The sequence below is a fragment of the Pantoea sp. USHLN256 genome, assembly GCF_037149875.1.
GTDB classification, from domain to species: Bacteria; Pseudomonadota; Gammaproteobacteria; order Enterobacterales; family Enterobacteriaceae; genus Pantoea; species Pantoea nemavictus.
Window position 1 is genome coordinate 1,014,641 of sequence record NZ_JBBCQO010000001.1, and the last position, 14,241, is coordinate 1,028,881.

18 protein-coding genes are annotated in these 14,241 nt (G+C 56.3%); 7 read left to right on the forward strand and 11 right to left on the reverse strand.

Annotated features, from left to right (window positions below; all coding sequences use genetic code 11):
- Positions 1 to 74: 74 nt before the first annotated feature.
- On the forward strand, positions 75 to 326 hold the full coding sequence (locus WFL93_RS04825; protein ID WP_007887077.1) for a biofilm development regulator YmgB/AriR family protein: 252 nt from the start codon (positions 75 to 77) through the stop codon (positions 324 to 326).
- Positions 327 to 338: 12 nt separating this feature from the next.
- Here WFL93_RS04825 and WFL93_RS04830 read toward each other — a convergent pair whose 3' ends face one another.
- From WFL93_RS04830 to WFL93_RS04840, 3 genes are all read right to left on the reverse strand, one after another.
- The gene (locus WFL93_RS04830) at positions 339 to 656 is read right to left on the reverse strand and encodes a hypothetical protein (protein ID WP_336777362.1); all 318 of its coding nucleotides are present in this window, start codon (positions 654 to 656) and stop codon (positions 339 to 341) included.
- A 171-nt stretch (positions 657 to 827) separates the two neighbouring features.
- On the reverse strand, positions 828 to 1,127 hold the full coding sequence (locus WFL93_RS04835) for an I78 family peptidase inhibitor (protein WP_007887079.1): 300 nt from the start codon (positions 1,125 to 1,127) through the stop codon (positions 828 to 830).
- Positions 1,128 to 1,463: 336 nt separating this feature from the next.
- Positions 1,464 to 4,052: a bifunctional diguanylate cyclase/phosphodiesterase gene (locus WFL93_RS04840; protein WP_336777363.1), complete on the reverse strand. Its 2,589-nt coding sequence runs from the start codon at positions 4,050 to 4,052 to the stop codon at positions 1,464 to 1,466.
- Between the two features lie 218 nt (positions 4,053 to 4,270).
- Here WFL93_RS04840 and WFL93_RS04845 point away from each other — a divergent pair, with 218 nt between their 5' ends.
- Positions 4,271 to 4,918 (forward strand): CPBP family intramembrane glutamic endopeptidase, encoded by a 648-nt coding sequence (locus WFL93_RS04845; RefSeq protein WP_049851201.1) that lies wholly within the window; start codon positions 4,271 to 4,273, stop codon positions 4,916 to 4,918.
- A 50-nt stretch (positions 4,919 to 4,968) separates the two neighbouring features.
- Here the strand turns inward: WFL93_RS04845 and WFL93_RS04850 are convergent, their stop codons facing one another.
- Positions 4,969 to 5,700 (reverse strand): SDR family NAD(P)-dependent oxidoreductase, encoded by a 732-nt coding sequence (locus tag WFL93_RS04850; protein ID WP_007887085.1) that lies wholly within the window; start codon positions 5,698 to 5,700, stop codon positions 4,969 to 4,971.
- 99 nt (positions 5,701 to 5,799) lie between these two features.
- On the opposite strand from WFL93_RS04850, the gene WFL93_RS04855 reads away from it, so the two are divergent.
- Positions 5,800 to 6,180, forward strand: a complete 381-nt coding sequence (locus WFL93_RS04855; protein ID WP_336777364.1) for a winged helix-turn-helix transcriptional regulator — start codon at positions 5,800 to 5,802, stop codon at positions 6,178 to 6,180.
- A gap of 33 nt (positions 6,181 to 6,213) precedes the next feature.
- Here WFL93_RS04855 and WFL93_RS04860 read toward each other — a convergent pair whose 3' ends face one another.
- Positions 6,214 to 6,396, reverse strand: coding sequence for a hypothetical protein (locus WFL93_RS04860; RefSeq protein ID WP_036620354.1), 183 nt, complete (start codon positions 6,394 to 6,396; stop codon positions 6,214 to 6,216).
- Between the two features lie 198 nt (positions 6,397 to 6,594).
- Between WFL93_RS04860 and WFL93_RS04865 the strand changes: the two genes are divergently transcribed.
- Both WFL93_RS04865 and WFL93_RS04870 read left to right on the forward strand, forming a co-directional pair.
- The gene (locus WFL93_RS04865; RefSeq protein ID WP_007887091.1) at positions 6,595 to 6,765 is read left to right on the forward strand and encodes a hypothetical protein; all 171 of its coding nucleotides are present in this window, start codon (positions 6,595 to 6,597) and stop codon (positions 6,763 to 6,765) included.
- Between the two features lie 111 nt (positions 6,766 to 6,876).
- A complete protein-coding gene (locus tag WFL93_RS04870) occupies positions 6,877 to 7,110 on the forward strand; it encodes a hypothetical protein (RefSeq protein ID WP_007887092.1) in 234 nt (77 codons plus the stop codon).
- 114 nt (positions 7,111 to 7,224) lie between these two features.
- On the opposite strand, the gene yniD is transcribed toward WFL93_RS04870, so the two are convergent.
- From yniD to WFL93_RS04895, 5 genes are all read right to left on the reverse strand, one after another.
- On the reverse strand, positions 7,225 to 7,332 hold the full coding sequence (gene yniD / locus WFL93_RS04875) for a small membrane protein YniD (RefSeq protein ID WP_021507251.1): 108 nt from the start codon (positions 7,330 to 7,332) through the stop codon (positions 7,225 to 7,227).
- 79 nt (positions 7,333 to 7,411) lie between these two features.
- Positions 7,412 to 7,840: an OsmC family protein gene (locus WFL93_RS04880; RefSeq protein ID WP_049850782.1), complete on the reverse strand. Its 429-nt coding sequence runs from the start codon at positions 7,838 to 7,840 to the stop codon at positions 7,412 to 7,414.
- A gap of 63 nt (positions 7,841 to 7,903) precedes the next feature.
- Entirely contained in the window at positions 7,904 to 9,094 is a 1,191-nt protein-coding gene (lldD, locus tag WFL93_RS04885; RefSeq protein WP_336777365.1) for an FMN-dependent L-lactate dehydrogenase LldD, read from the reverse strand.
- On the reverse strand, positions 9,091 to 9,879 hold the full coding sequence (lldR, locus tag WFL93_RS04890) for a transcriptional regulator LldR (protein WP_336777366.1): 789 nt from the start codon (positions 9,877 to 9,879) through the stop codon (positions 9,091 to 9,093). The genes lldD and lldR overlap by 4 nt, the downstream gene beginning before the upstream one ends.
- Before the next feature lie 153 nt (positions 9,880 to 10,032).
- Positions 10,033 to 11,205, reverse strand: a complete 1,173-nt coding sequence (locus WFL93_RS04895; RefSeq protein ID WP_336777367.1) for a cyanate transporter — start codon at positions 11,203 to 11,205, stop codon at positions 10,033 to 10,035.
- Positions 11,206 to 11,292: 87 nt separating this feature from the next.
- Between WFL93_RS04895 and WFL93_RS04900 the strand changes: the two genes are divergently transcribed.
- A complete protein-coding gene (locus tag WFL93_RS04900) occupies positions 11,293 to 12,153 on the forward strand; it encodes a LysR substrate-binding domain-containing protein (RefSeq protein ID WP_007887097.1) in 861 nt (286 codons plus the stop codon).
- A gap of 88 nt (positions 12,154 to 12,241) precedes the next feature.
- Positions 12,242 to 13,603 (forward strand): amidohydrolase family protein, encoded by a 1,362-nt coding sequence (locus WFL93_RS04905; protein ID WP_336777368.1) that lies wholly within the window; start codon positions 12,242 to 12,244, stop codon positions 13,601 to 13,603.
- Between the two features lie 174 nt (positions 13,604 to 13,777).
- Here WFL93_RS04905 and WFL93_RS04910 read toward each other — a convergent pair whose 3' ends face one another.
- Entirely contained in the window at positions 13,778 to 14,056 is a 279-nt protein-coding gene (locus tag WFL93_RS04910; RefSeq protein ID WP_336777369.1) for a hypothetical protein, read from the reverse strand.
- Between the last annotated feature and the right edge of the window lie 185 nt (positions 14,057 to 14,241).

Consider the following 14,241-nt stretch of genomic DNA (forward strand, 5'->3'; position numbering starts at 1 on the left):
CGCATGATTAACCCATATTTACCCATGCTGCCATTATCTGGCGGCGGGCATCGTTGTCTCTGCGGAGGTCAGCTATGAGAACCCAGCCAAACAGCGCCAGTCGGGCGATTACCGACTACTTCAATAGCCCCGCCTGGCATGCACCGCATGAAAGCGATGTGTTGGCGGCGATCATGCGCGAACTGATGGATGACGGGCAGCCTGCCACCAGCAAAGCGATTATTGCGCGGGTGATCGACAAGCTGGAATTTGAAGGGGATGAACAGCAGCTGCAGAGCTATCGCAATCTGCTGGCGAAACTGCTGGAATCGGGGCCGCAGAAGTAGCGGCCCACGGCACTATTTTACCGCACGCAGATGGTCGGCTTCGCTGACAAACGCTTTGCCGCTCTGACGCTGGTACAGGCACAGTTCGCGGCCGAGCTGGTTTTTCATGTGCTTTTGCGGATAGCGACCCTCCAGCAGCAGCGCATCAAAACCCACGCGGTCATCATAATGAATCGGCTTACCCACCACTTTAGCTGTCTTCAGGCCACTGGCCTTGAGGCAGCTTTGCTGCATATTTTTGTCGTTTTGCTGCCACGCCGCTTCGCTCGAGGCATTCGCCAGCGGGCTTAATAACAGCGTTAACAGCAGCAACGTTCCGCTCTTTTTCATCATCACTCCTCAATCAGCTTTGCAGGCCGAAAGATAAAAAAATTCCCGCCGTAGCGGGAAGAAATAAGACGAGCATTGCATATTCGAGAGTGACGAGGAAATCTCCGTAGTGCGCAGCTATCCTCGCCCGGCGCTGTGACAGCCAGATGACAATGCAATGTCGTTTTGGTGTTAACCGCAGTACACCCGGGAAATCTTACCGCTCTGATCCGCCGCGAAATTTACCCGACGCAGATTGAAATCCATCGTGACCGCTGAATTCCACGGTATAGCACGCACCGGGACTTCGAAGCGCTTATTGTCGAGCGCCGATAGCGGCTGCCCTACATAGTTTTGATATTGCGATGCGCCGCACTGATCGGTTTCGGGATCGTGGCTGGCCGCCGCGCTGGTGTCAGGTTTGCTGGCAGACTGGCAAGCGGTCAGGGCAAAAAAGGCCGTAACCAGTAGCGCTTTTCCATAATGGGTCACAAGTTTCTCCTCCTGGATTAATAGACAACCGGTTTCTGAGAGTAGCAAAGCGTGACCGTGAAACGGAAACTTTTACAGCAGATTGGTCGCAGAAATGAGGGAAAAAGCGCGATCTTCTTCGCATAAATTAGGATTAATCGCACAAGCTGTCTAAAAATCAATCTGCCAGACACTACAATTAACTAAGAATTTTCTGAGTTGGAGGCGATTATGGAACTGGTTATTTTTGTCGGCTTCGCCGCGCTGATGACTTTTGTTGCCATTAGAGTGCGTTAGTCGTAAGGCACATTTGTAGCTACCGGTTGACGTTCAAGACGGTAGCTACGATGTGCAACATTAATTGATTAAAACTTCTTCCCTGAGCCGGGCATTAAACGCGGCTAACGGCATAGGCCGTCCCAGAAAATATCCCTGCCCTTCTTCGCAAGAGAGCGCTTTGAGCGCTTTTAACTGCGCTTCAGTTTCAATGCCTTCTGCCGTGATGGTGAGTGCAAACGCGCGCGCCAATCCAACAATCCCCGCCACCACTGATTGCGCCTGCTGCGATTCCGGGAACTCCTTCATCCAGGAGCGATCGATTTTCAGCCCATTGAACGGAAAGGTTTTCAGATAACCCAATGCCGCATAGCCGGTGCCAAAATCATCCACCGTTAGCCGCACGCCAAGCGCACGTAAACCTTGCATGATCTCCAGCGCGCGATCCGGATTCTCGAAGGTGACGTTTTCGGTAATCTCCAGTTCCAGCCGCGTGGCGGGTAATCCGCTGATACGCAGTGCATGCGCCACGCGCTGCACCAGATCGTTGGCTCGGAACTCAACCGGTGAAATGTTAACTGAGACGTAACGTTGTTCACCCCAATGGTAGGCATCGAGGCAGGCACGCATCAGCACCCAATCGCTAATCGCAGTTATTAATCCTTTTTCTTCCGCCAACGGAATAAAGCGATCCGGCGTGATCCATTGACCATCTTCCAGCTGCCAGCGAATCAGCGCTTCCGCGCCAGCCAGCTTTCCGCTCTGCAGCTGATAGCGCGGCTGATAGTGCAGTGAAAAAGCTTTATTTTTCAATGCCGCTTCTATTGCCTGTGCCATGTCACGCTTCGATTGCAGGTGATTTGCCATATCGCTGGAATACCACATCCATTGATTGCGCCCGGCACTGCGTGCCTGGCTGAGCGCGATGTCTGCCAGTCGCAATAGCGCTTCCGGTTGTGCTGCATCTTGCGGCGCAGAGACGATACCCATGCTGGCGGTTAAATTGATCTGATGCGATCCGCTGATAATCGGTTGATGAACGGTGCGTTGCAATGCACGACAGCGGTACTCAACGCCAGCACGGGTAGTTTCGCGCAGCAGCAGAATAAAGGCATCGCCGCCAAGCCGGGCCGCCAGCTCATTCGGCGCCAGCAGATTTTTCAACCGCTGTGAGATCTCATTCAGCACCGCATCGCCCACCGAGTGGCCCCAGGTATCGTTAATCGGTTTGAACTCATCGAGGTCAAAGCTGATGACAAACAGCGGATCCTCTTCGCTAACGCTCTCCAGATAAGTGGTCAAATACTCCTGCAGCTGAACGCGATTGGCCAATCCCGTCAGCATATCGTGACGTGACAGGAATTGAATTCGCGCTTCGGCATCCACTTCATGAGTGATATCTGAAACCGTGCCGCGGAAACCGGCACGCAGGCCATTACGACGAATTGTTTTCGCCATTAATTGCCCAATGCGCCGTTCACCGCTGGCCGACATAAACTGGCAGCGCAACGGCACGCGCTGCACTTCTTCCTCTTGATGCATCAACCATGACACCAACGAATGGCTGGGATGGCTGATGAGTTGATCAAGTGAGCGTCCCATCCAACTCTTTACCTGATGGCCAGTAACCGCAGTAAAGCGTGACGAGAGATAGCGCAAGCGGCCCTGGTCGTCGATCTCCCAAATCCAGTCCGATGCCGCTTCCGCCAAATCGCGAAAACGTTCTTCGCTATCAGCGAGTTCACTTTGGCTGACAGCCAGCATTTCAAAACGACGATCGGAAATGACCGCGTTGTGTAACGCGTGACGGATCACGCGGCGCGTCACCAGCGTCACGGCCAGCGCCGTAAACAGCAACAGCGGCATCATCATCCAGATCACGCCAAATCCGGGATCTTTCGGCTTCCAGCGCAGTACCAATGATTCGCCCTGCAGCACCGGTTCAACCAGACGTGGCTCAAACAGGGCATCGTTTAAACCGCTGGCAATGCGCGGTTCAATCACGTTAAGAGATTTGCCTAACGCTTGCAGTTTATCCGGGGTAAAAATATTGACGAAAATCATCACCGACGCGGGGCCAGCAATAGTAGGAAGATCGGGCACTTTGCCCGGTGTAATTGGCGCGGCGACGATAATCGCCGGGTTATTCTCAACGATCGCATTGCGCGCGATACCATCGCGTTGCGTGCGCGCCGTGTTCAGCAACAGCGAACTTTGCCCGCCTAACCAACTCTCGAGAGAAGCATCAGATAATTTACCGCGAATCACCGCATAGCGGGTTTTCCCGCTGCCATCGACCACAAACACGCCGTCGTAGTGATACTCATTATAAAGCCCAGGACCAAAGTTCTCTTCGTCCCACGCCCAGACTTTATTGACCGTCAGATGCAGGTTTTTCCAGCCTTCGCCCCAGTTAGCGTAATCACGCGCATCGACAATCATCTCCTGCTGTTGCTGCTGCCACGCCTGACGCATTAGATTGGCGTCCTGCTGAATGGAGTCGCGGTTTTGGCGATGCGCGATAACCAGCACCATCATCACCGACAGCAGCAGCACGCCAAACAGCAGCGAGGATAAGGTGCGTAGGCTGCGCCGCGTCACCTTAACCGTGTGTGCTTCCATATTAGCCCTGGCGGCCAGGCCCGCGTGACGGTGAAACTCAGAATTCATGCGTAATGCTCGTAGAATACAGGCAGCAAAAAAGGCGGATGATGACGAACACGGCGCACATCTCCACCCTGTAAGGGTTTGATCGGTTATCGGCCCGGCGCGCCGCAGATTTAGTCTTGCTGGTGGAATATTTGAGCAGCGCAAATGTGCAGCACACCACCTCGACAGCGGTGATCGGCGTTGCTACTATGCGCTCTCCTCTGCTCGCTGAGTCGCCTATGGACACCCAATCCGACAAAGTTACGTTAACGCTGTTTTACGTGGGTAGCTTTGTGGTCTATTACCTCGTGACCATGCTGGTTACGCTGTTTCCCAATTATGGGATGCTGCGCACCAATGGCTTGCTGATGCCGGTGCTCTGCCTGGTAGAGTTTGCAGTGATCTATCCGCTATACCGCTTTTACTGCCAGCGTCGTAGTGATATTCCGCTTGGATTTGTGCGCCCGATGCAGGGGCTGCTGTTTATCGGCCTGCTGTTCGCTTTGATGGTGGCGCAGACTCAGTTTTTGCAGCCGGAAGGCTGGCTGATCGCCCAGTCGCAGCAGGGACGCAGCTCAATGCTGATTCTGCTGCTCACTGCGGTATTACTGGCGCCGGTGTTTGAAGAGGTGTTGTTCCGGGGATTCCTGCTGCAAGGTTTTCTGCTGTGGGCGCCGCGAAGCCGCTTTGCCTGCATGCTGCTCACTTCTCTGCTGTTCGCCGCCATGCATACCCAATATGTGCATTGGGAAACGCTGGTTGCGTTAACGCTGTTTTCACTGCTGCTGTGTTATGCACGCCTACGCAGTAACAGCCTGGCGCTGCCAATTTTCCTGCATACGCTAAATAACCTGATCGCTATCCTGCCCGCCTGGTATTTCGCCTGATACCCAAAAAACAGCCATCCTGCGATGGCCGTTGAGTTGCCTCAATTCCCTCACACCTGCGTCAGCCCGCCATCCACACAAATCTCGGCACCGGCAATGTAGCTGCTCTCATCGCTGGCGAGGAACAGCGCCACGTTGGCCACCTCTTCCGGCTGGCCCATGCGACTGAGCGGAATGGTGCTGGTGATGCCAATGCGCACCTCTTCGGACGCCGCCTGCATCATCTCGGTATCGATCGGGCCCGGCGCCACCACATTAATGCGGATGCCGCGCGCCGAAAGCTCGCGCGTCCAGGTGCGGGCAAAGGAGCGCAGCGCGGCTTTGCTGGCGCTGTAAACGCCATACCCTTGGGTGCCAATGACATCAGCGATCGACCCTATCAGCACCACGCTGGCGCCGGGCTTCAGCAGCGGCAGCGCCGCCTGCAGCGCAAACACCGGCGAGCGCACGTTGAGGCCGAAGATCTGGTCGAAATGCTCCGCGCCAATCTCATCAATGGTGGCGTACTCGGCCATTCCGGCGTTAATCACCAGCACATCAATCTGGTCGGACTCACGCTTAATCGTCTCAATAACACGGATCAGTTCACTCTGCTGGCTCACATCGGCACGCAACGGGTGCGCATTGCCGGTAATGGTGCTGCTGGCGGCCTGTAATTCTTCATCACGACGCGATGTAAACCAGGTCGTGGCGCCTTCGCGGGCAAACCGCTGACTAATTGCCAGTCCAATCCCCTTCGCACCGCCCAGCACCACCGCTACTTTGTTTTCCAGTCTGCTCATCTGCACTCTCCTGTTTGGGTAGAAAACAGATGGTATATATTTTATACTTAATAACAATTACGCACTTTGTTTATACCAGATATCGCGGAGTATATCGCCATGGCAGAGATCGACGGTAACAGCTTGAGAGATGTAGGAAAAACTCGTCCGGTGCTGGAGCACATCACCAATAAATGGTCGATTTTAATTCTCACCGTGCTCTGTACTAAGCCGTCGCGTTTCAACGAGATTCGTCGTCGGCTGGACGGCATCACCCACAAAGCGTTGGCGGATGCGTTAAAGCGGCTGGAGCGCAATGGGCTGGTGAATCGTGAAGTGTTGAACACGGCGCCAATCGGTGTGGAATACAGCCTGACGCCGCTGGCGCAGACGCTGCAGCAGCCGTTTATCGCCCTGTATGATTGGGCGCTGGAACATGGTCCATCACTGGAGCGTGCGCAGGAAGAGTACGATCGCACCCATACGGATGAGCTAGCGTAGGGCCGCCAATGATGGCGACCGCAGGCGCAAGAGCTACTCTTTTTCCGCTTCGAAATGGTTTTTAAACTGCTCGTAGATAGAGATCATATTGGAAGCATCGCCGTGCAGCGGGCTCAGCTTTCCTGCACGGACCAGTTCAATCACCAGCTGCAGGGCGGCTTGTTTTGGGCTGCTGGCCGGATGGGCAATTTCGTTCGACATGGTTAACTCACTCATCGTTTTTATCAGGGCCGCACAGTTTAGCCCAGATTACGCTACGGATGCGCGCCGCGCAGCGTATAATCTTGCCGACCGGACAAGAAAGCCGCTCAGGGTGATAATTGACTCCCGACGCGTTTAGCTATACTGGATCAAAAAAGGGAACGACCAGCCACACATTCCGTACCAGCGAGAAGGTGTTAAAGGAGTCTGATTATGCTGATTGGTTTTGTTTTGTTAGTGAGCGCGTGTGGGCATGATGCCTGTGACGCCTTGCCGGTTTCGGAGCGCATCTATCCGACCAAAGTGGCCTGTGAGCAGATGGCCGATCGCATCCATAAAGTCCGGCCAAACGTGGTCTTACTTTGTGGCGAAGTGCACCGTTAATTCGGTGCCAGTTTTATTACAGTCGCGCAAAAAACAGCCAGACGGCATTGCAAGAATGGGTTGTAGCGTTCAAAATATAAGCTGCTTTTCACTATTATCGTTGTGAATCCAATGAAAACATCTCGCCCCCGTCGTCCAAACGGACGCTGGGTTTACTACATTTTGTATGATGGCATCCTGTGGCCCTGCCCCGTGCGCTGGGAGTGGGAAAGCGGCTTCGGCGGCTGGCTGCCGTTCTACTTCTCGCCCACGTTTGAGTTCGTGGCGGGCGATCCGCGCAAGGCCTATCGCATTGCGCGCAGCAGTGTGCGTAACGTTCGTCATACCGATGGCGAATACGCCTGATTGATTAGCCAAGCTGCCACGGCAACCATGACGCCGTGAGCAGATAATGCAGTAACTCCAGTACCAAAATCACCATCACCAGCACGCCGAGCTTGTGACTGCCAATCCAGTCCTTCATCCCCATATCATCGCAGCCCAGCGAATCAGCATTAGCGCACCGCAGATGCACAACAGCACCACAATCATTTTCCAGTGTTTAGTTGCAGCCAGTTTTTTTGCCACGCATCCTCCAGACGACAGAAAGCAACGATGCGCCCTCAGGCGCACCGTTAATTCTAACGCTGGTCACCCAATAGGGCGATTATTTATTCAGCGTGTAGTCGAGCGTGATTTCAGCGTTCAGTACCTGAGACACCGGGCAGCCCGCTTTGGCTTTCTGGATAATCTCATCGAACCTGGCATCATCAATGCCTGGCAGCACAATGGCGCTGGTCAGCGCGATTTTGGTGATGGCAAAACCGTCGCCCTTTTTATCCAGCGACACATCCGCAGTGGTATCGATGCTGGTCGCTTTATGCCCTTCATTGCCCAACATCAGCGACAACGCCATGGAGAAGCAAGCAGCATGTGCTGCACCAATCAGCTCTTCCGGGTTGGTGCCTTTCTGCCCTTCAAAACGGGTATTGAAACCGTATGGTTGATTGCTCAACACACCGCTTTCAGTGCTTACCGTTCCTTTGCCTTTAATGTCGCCTTCCCAATGGGCCGATCCTTTCTTATGAATGGTCATGTCATTCCTCCTGTTTAGTTCGACAGGTAATGAGTATAGACAACGTGACTGATTTTGCTTTTCTCAGCTCACCACGCGTGGACGTGCCGGGCTTAATCCTGCCTCGCTCAGCAGCGCATTGGCCTGCACCAGCGAAGCCTGAGTAATCTCTTTAATGGATTTCGCACCGGTCAGCGTCATCGCCACTTTCATCTCTTTCTCAATCAGATTGAGCAGGTTCTCGACGCCGCGCTGGCCGTGCGTGGCCAGCGCATAGACAAACGCGCGCCCCAGCAGCACGCTGTCGGCGCCGAGCGCGATCATGCGCACCACATCCAAACCGCTACGAATACCGCTGTCGGCCAGAATGGTGATATCGCCTTTTACCGCATCGGCAATCGCCGGTAACGCACGCGCCGAGGAGAGCACGCCATCCAGCTGACGACCGCCGTGATTGGATACCACAATGCCATCGGCGCCAAACCGCACCGCATCACGCGCATCTTCCGCATCGAGAATGCCTTTGATCACCATCGGGCCATCCCAGAATTCGCGAATCCACTCCAGATCCTGCCATGAAATGGAGGGATCGAAGTTGTTCGCCAGCCAGCCAATGTAATCTTCCAGCCCGGTCGGTTTGCCAAGATAGGTGGAGATATTGCCGAGATCGTGCGGACGGCCATGTAGCCCGACATCCCATGCCCATTGTGGATGTGTTGCCGCCTGCCAATAACGGCGCAGTGCCGCATTCGGGCCGCTCATGCCCGAATGCGCATCGCGATAACGCGCGCCCGGCGTTGGCATATCGACGGTGAACACCAGCGTGGTGCAACCGGCAGCCTTGGCGCGCTCCAGCGCATTGCGCATAAAGCCGCGATCGCGCAGCACGTAGAGCTGGAACCACATGGGGCGATTAATTGCCGGCGCAACTTCTTCTATCGGGCAAACCGACACGGTAGAGAGCGTAAACGGAATGCCTTTCAGTGCCGCTGCGCGTGCCGCCTGCACTTCACCGCGGCGCGCGTACATGCCGCACAAGCCCACCGGTGCCAGCGCGACCGGCATCGATAAGGTTTCGTTGAACAACTTTGTCTCAAGACTCAATTCCGACATGTTTTTCAGCACGCGCTGGCGCAGCGCCACGTCGGAGAGATCGGCGACATTGCGCTTCAGCGTGTGCTCGGCATAGGCGCCGCCATCCAGATAATGAAACAAGAACGGCGGCAAGATGCGTTGCGCCGCGGCGCGATAGTCACTGGCAGCAGAGATGATCATCCGTTGTTTTCCTTATGCTGAGGTAAATCGTGGCCCGGCAGACGCGTAATCCGCGCCTGACGCGCTTCATCTTCATGCAGGGTTTTCATGGTGGTATGCACGAAGCCGAGGTGATCCATCGCCGCCTGGCGCGCCGCTTCCGCGTCACCGCTCATCACCGCCTCAAACATCGCCTGATGCTGTTCGTGCAAGCGATTGAAAATCACCGGATGGGTATACATGCGCTGGCGGCTGTGCAGCACCGAGGATTGCAGCAGATCGAAGAAGCCGCGCATGGTTTGCAGCAACACCACATTGTGCGAGGCTTCGGCGATGGCGAGATGGAAGCGCAGATCGGCCTGCGCCGCGAGATCGGGATCGTCGCTCTCGTTCATCTTCAACAGCGCATCGAAGGCGTAGCGCAACCGCTCTTTATCGGATTCGGTGGCGCGTAACGCCGCGTGCCAGGCGGTGCTGGCCTCAATGGCATGACGCGCTTCCAGGATGTCATAGCGATAGTCGGGATCGGCGGCCAGCAGCTGACGAATCGGCTCAACGATACGCTGTTCCGACCACGGCGCCTGCGGCTGGCGTAACCAGGTGCCGCCTCCGCGTTTGCTAACGAGCACGCCGCTGCTGATCAACTGCTGAATTGCCTCACGCAGCGATGAACGTGAGGCACCAAATTCCGCCGCCAGCGCGCGTTCGGAGGGCAAACGCATGCCCGGCTCCAGCTGATGTTCACTGATCCACGTGCAGAGCCGCGCGCGCAGCGTATCCGCTAAGCGCGGCGAGTTATCATTCATGGAACCCTCCACCATTGGTAGGACCAATATTCGTTTGGTCGGGATTTCAGGTTCCAGATAGTTAATGCATTGTTAACTCAACGCAACGAAAGGCGCGTGATTTTTCCCGTTATGTGATAATGCGGTGCAATTTCACTCATTTGGTAGGACCAATCACACCGATGTCTGACCAAAGGCGCGACGGTAGCTGTGAGGATGAAAGCGCAGATTAAGCACGATTAGCCCGACGGTCACCGCCGCTTGCATTAGCCAGACGCTGCTAAAAGTGTGGGTCAACGCCTGCAGCTGACCGGCGATAAACGGCATGCTGCCAGCGATGATAAACCCCGCGCCCTGCATGAACGCCACCAGCCGCGCACCGGCCTGCGGATGGGGCAGATGGTCGAGCGCCAGCACCATCGCCAATGGGAACGCCGCGCCGAGGCCAAAACCGGCAATCGCCGCCCACAGCCACGGTGCCAACTGCGGTGCCAGCAGAAAACCGCTCATGCCGATCAACTGACAAACCAGGCTAATAATCAGCTGCGGACGGCGATCGGCCTTGCGCGCCAGCAGCGGCATCAGCAGCGCGCCCGCCACCTGGCACAGAATCATCACGCCCAGCAGCGAACCGCCGGCCTGCGCTGACCAGCCCAGTTGCTGATAAGCATCCGGTAGCCAGGCGACACAGGTGGCATAACCGCCGTTCACCAGGCCAAAACTCAGCGCCAGCGTCCAGGCACGCGGTTTGCGCCACAGCGACGGCAGCGCAATGTTTTTCGTGCTTGCGGCAGTCGGCACGCGCACGTAGAGCCACAGGCCAATCGCCAGCAGCACCGGCAGCGTCCAGCCGGTCAACGCCAGCGACCAACCATAATGCTCGCTCAGCCACGGTGACAGTGCGGCGCCCAAGCCGCCACCGCCCATGAGCGCACCCGCCCACAGTCCGGTCACTGCCGCGCTGCGCTGGGCAAACCGCTGACGAATCAAGCCTGGCATCGCCATCTGCACCACGCCCACGCCAAGGCCGCCAAAGAGAGCACTCACCACCAGCCAGCTGCCGTCATGGATAATGCCGCGCGCGGCCAGCGCCAGCAGTAGCAGCATTAATCCGGCCAGCAGCAAGCGTTGCAGCGGCACGCGTTGCATCAATGAAGCGCTTAGCAGCGCCACCGCGCCCATCATCACCATCGGTACCGCGGGAAGCAGCGAGGCCGCCAGTGAAGAGAGTCCCATCGCCTGGCGCAGCTGGCCGAGTAATGGACTAATAGAAGTGAGAAACGGACGCATATTCAGCCCAGCCAGCACCAAAGCGCCGAGTGTTAGTCCGTTATAATGTCGATTCATACACAATCCTGCTGTAAAAGAGTTGCCAGCATCGCAGCAGTGGTTACTATTTGGAAATGAAATAACACCATAGTGACCAGTGGAATAATGAATCGTCAGCCGATGTTCACCCCGCAGCAGCTGCTGAGCTTCGTCGCGGTATGCGAAACCGCCAGCTTTACGCGCGCCGCCGATCGCGTGCATCTGTCGCAATCTACCGTCAGCCAGCAGGTACGTCGGCTGGAAGAGATGATTGGCAAAGCGCTGCTGGAGCGCACTTCGCATCAGGTCGCGTTAACCGAAGAGGGCGAAAAACTGCTCGGCTATGCGCGCCGTATTATCGCGCTGAACGGCGAAGCACACGACGTGCTGAGCGACAAATGGCGTGACGGCGTTTTACGCCTCGGCGTGCCGGAAGATTTCGCCGCGCCGACCGCCGGTTTGCTGGCGGAATTCAGCCGCGAACACCCGCAGCTGCGCCTTGACGTGATGAGCGGCATGTATGTCGATCTGCATCGCGCATGGCAGCGCGAAGAGCTGGATATCCTGCTGATTAAACAGCCCGGCGGCGAGCGCCCGCTGGCTTCACGTCCGGAGCCGCTGCTGTGGCTGGATAGTGCCGCCCATCCCTGCTTTGAGCAAACGCCGGTGCCGTTGGTGGTGTTTCCACAGCTCGGTTTGTACCGCGAAGAGATGGCGCAGACGCTGGATAGCCTCGGCCGCAGCTGGCGCATCAGCTATAGCAGCGCCAGTTTAGTGGCCCTTGCCAGCGCCAGCGCCGCCGGATTAGGTGTGACGCTGCTGCCCGCCAGCTGCCGCCTGCCGGAGCATCGCGTACTAAGCGAAGCCGACGGGTTGCCGAGCATCAGCCATTTTGAACTGGCGCTGTTTTGTCGTACGCCGCAGGATGCGTTGCAGCAGGCGCTGGCCGCCGCGCTCGTGACGTTTTGCCAGTTGCAGTGGCAGTGATTTTTCCACTGCTCATCAGTGGAAAATATCGCAGCGCGCCGCGTCAGGTTTTGCCAGATTAAGCGTTTCTCATTTGATGGAACCTCTGATGCAACTCACTTCTCCCAGCCGTCGCGAATTTCTTAGCCTGACCGCTGCTGGCAGCCTGATGGCAGCCGGTATGAGCTATGCCGGACAAGCCTCTCCGCTGCTGTCAAACAGCACGCAACCGCACACGCCACCGCCGCGCGTCGCCCACTACCAACTGCTTAACGTGCGTCTCGAAGAGGGCTTTGAGCGCGACGGCAGTGAAATCATCGCTACGCGCACCGCGCTGTACGACATCACGATCAGAGATGGCGCTTTCGCTGCAATTGATGCTGCTGGCAAAGCGCGCAATGCCGCGCTCACGCAGTGGGATGCCAACGGCGCCCTGCTGCTGCCCCGCACCCGCGATATGCACATTCATCTCGACAAAACCTTCTATGGTGGCCCGTGGCAAGCGCCGCGTCCGCGTCAGGGCAAAACCATCATGGATATGATTGCGCGTGAGCAGGTGCTGATCCCGCAGCTGCTGCCGACCTCGCAGGCGCGTGCTGCAGCGATCATTGGCCTGTTGCACAGTAAAGGCACCACCGAAGCGCGCAGCCACTGCAATATCGATCCGGTTAGCGGCCTGAAAAGTCTTGAGCATCTGAAGCTGGCGCTGGCCGATCACCCGGAATTTCCCTGTGAAATTGTCGCGTTCCCGCAGCACGGTTTGCTGCACTCGAAAGTCGATGGTTTGATGCGTGAAGCGATGCAAATGGGCGTGGAGTTCGTTGGCGGACTCGATCCGACCAACGTGGATGGCGCGATGCAGGCGTCGCTGGATGCCATGTTCCAGATCGCTATCGATTTCCAGCGCGGCGTGGATATCCACCTGCATGAAACCTCGCCCGCTGGCGTGGCGGCGATTCAGTACATGGTTGATACCATTGCAAAAAATCCACAGCTGAAAGGTAAAGTGACGCTGAGCCACGGCTTTGCGCTCGCTACGCTGGAAGGCAAGGCGCTGGATCAGATGATTGCCGGCATGGCGGAGCAGCAGATGAGCGTGGCCTCGACCATTCCGATTGGCAAACTGACCATGCCACTGCCGCAGCTGCAAGCGGCGGGCATCACGGTGATGACCGGGACCGATAGCGTGATCGATCACTGGTCGCCGTTTGGCACCGGCAGCATGCTGGAAAAAGCCAATCTGTACGCGCAGCTGTATCGCGGTTCCGATGAGTTTGGTTTAAGCCGTGCGCTGCATATCGCCACCGGCGGCATTTTACCGCTATCGAATCAGGGCGAGCGCCAATGGCCGCAGGTGGCGGATGAAGCCAGCATGATGCTGGTTGAGGCCAGCTGTTCCGCCGAAGCCGTGGCGCGCATTTCCCCGGTACGCGCTACCTTCCACCGCGGATTGCCGGTGTTCAGCGCCTGATGTTCTCAGGTGCGCATGAATGCGCACCCTCCGCTGTTGTAGGATCGCCATTTATGGCGACCGTCCCACTCAATGCGCGAATCATATTGACGCCATAAACAAAAAAGCCTCCGCAAGGAGGCTTTACGTACGACATAAAAAGGGCGGCATGCGCACACCCGATGAGTGCTGGATTTACGAAAGCATCTGAATCGCCAGCGCATACAGCCGCTGGTTTTCATCGTCGCTGACAGGCTCTTCTTCCGCGTAACAGGCAATCATGGAGCTGACTTTATCCGATGACAAAGTTTCCCCATGCAGATGCAGCGTTAACACGGCGCGGCCGACGATCTTCAGAATGTCTTCGTTTTGTCCCTGGACATGATGACTCAATGAAATGACCTCTGAATTTACCCTTCCTCCTTCACGCTGCAGGTGCCTTGGCTGCTCTCGTTTGCCGCCTTCCTGCATCATGAATTATTTCGGGTACTTTATAATTAGCCAAATGGCGCGCTAAATATAAAGCAAATCGACGGTGTTTTTTAATCAGAATTTTACCCAACCGGAGCGACACATAAGCGTTACCCCCGCTAAAAGGCGACGAAAAGATGCGATAAGGCTTATTTATCAAGGGTAATCCCACCTTTTCATTAAAGATG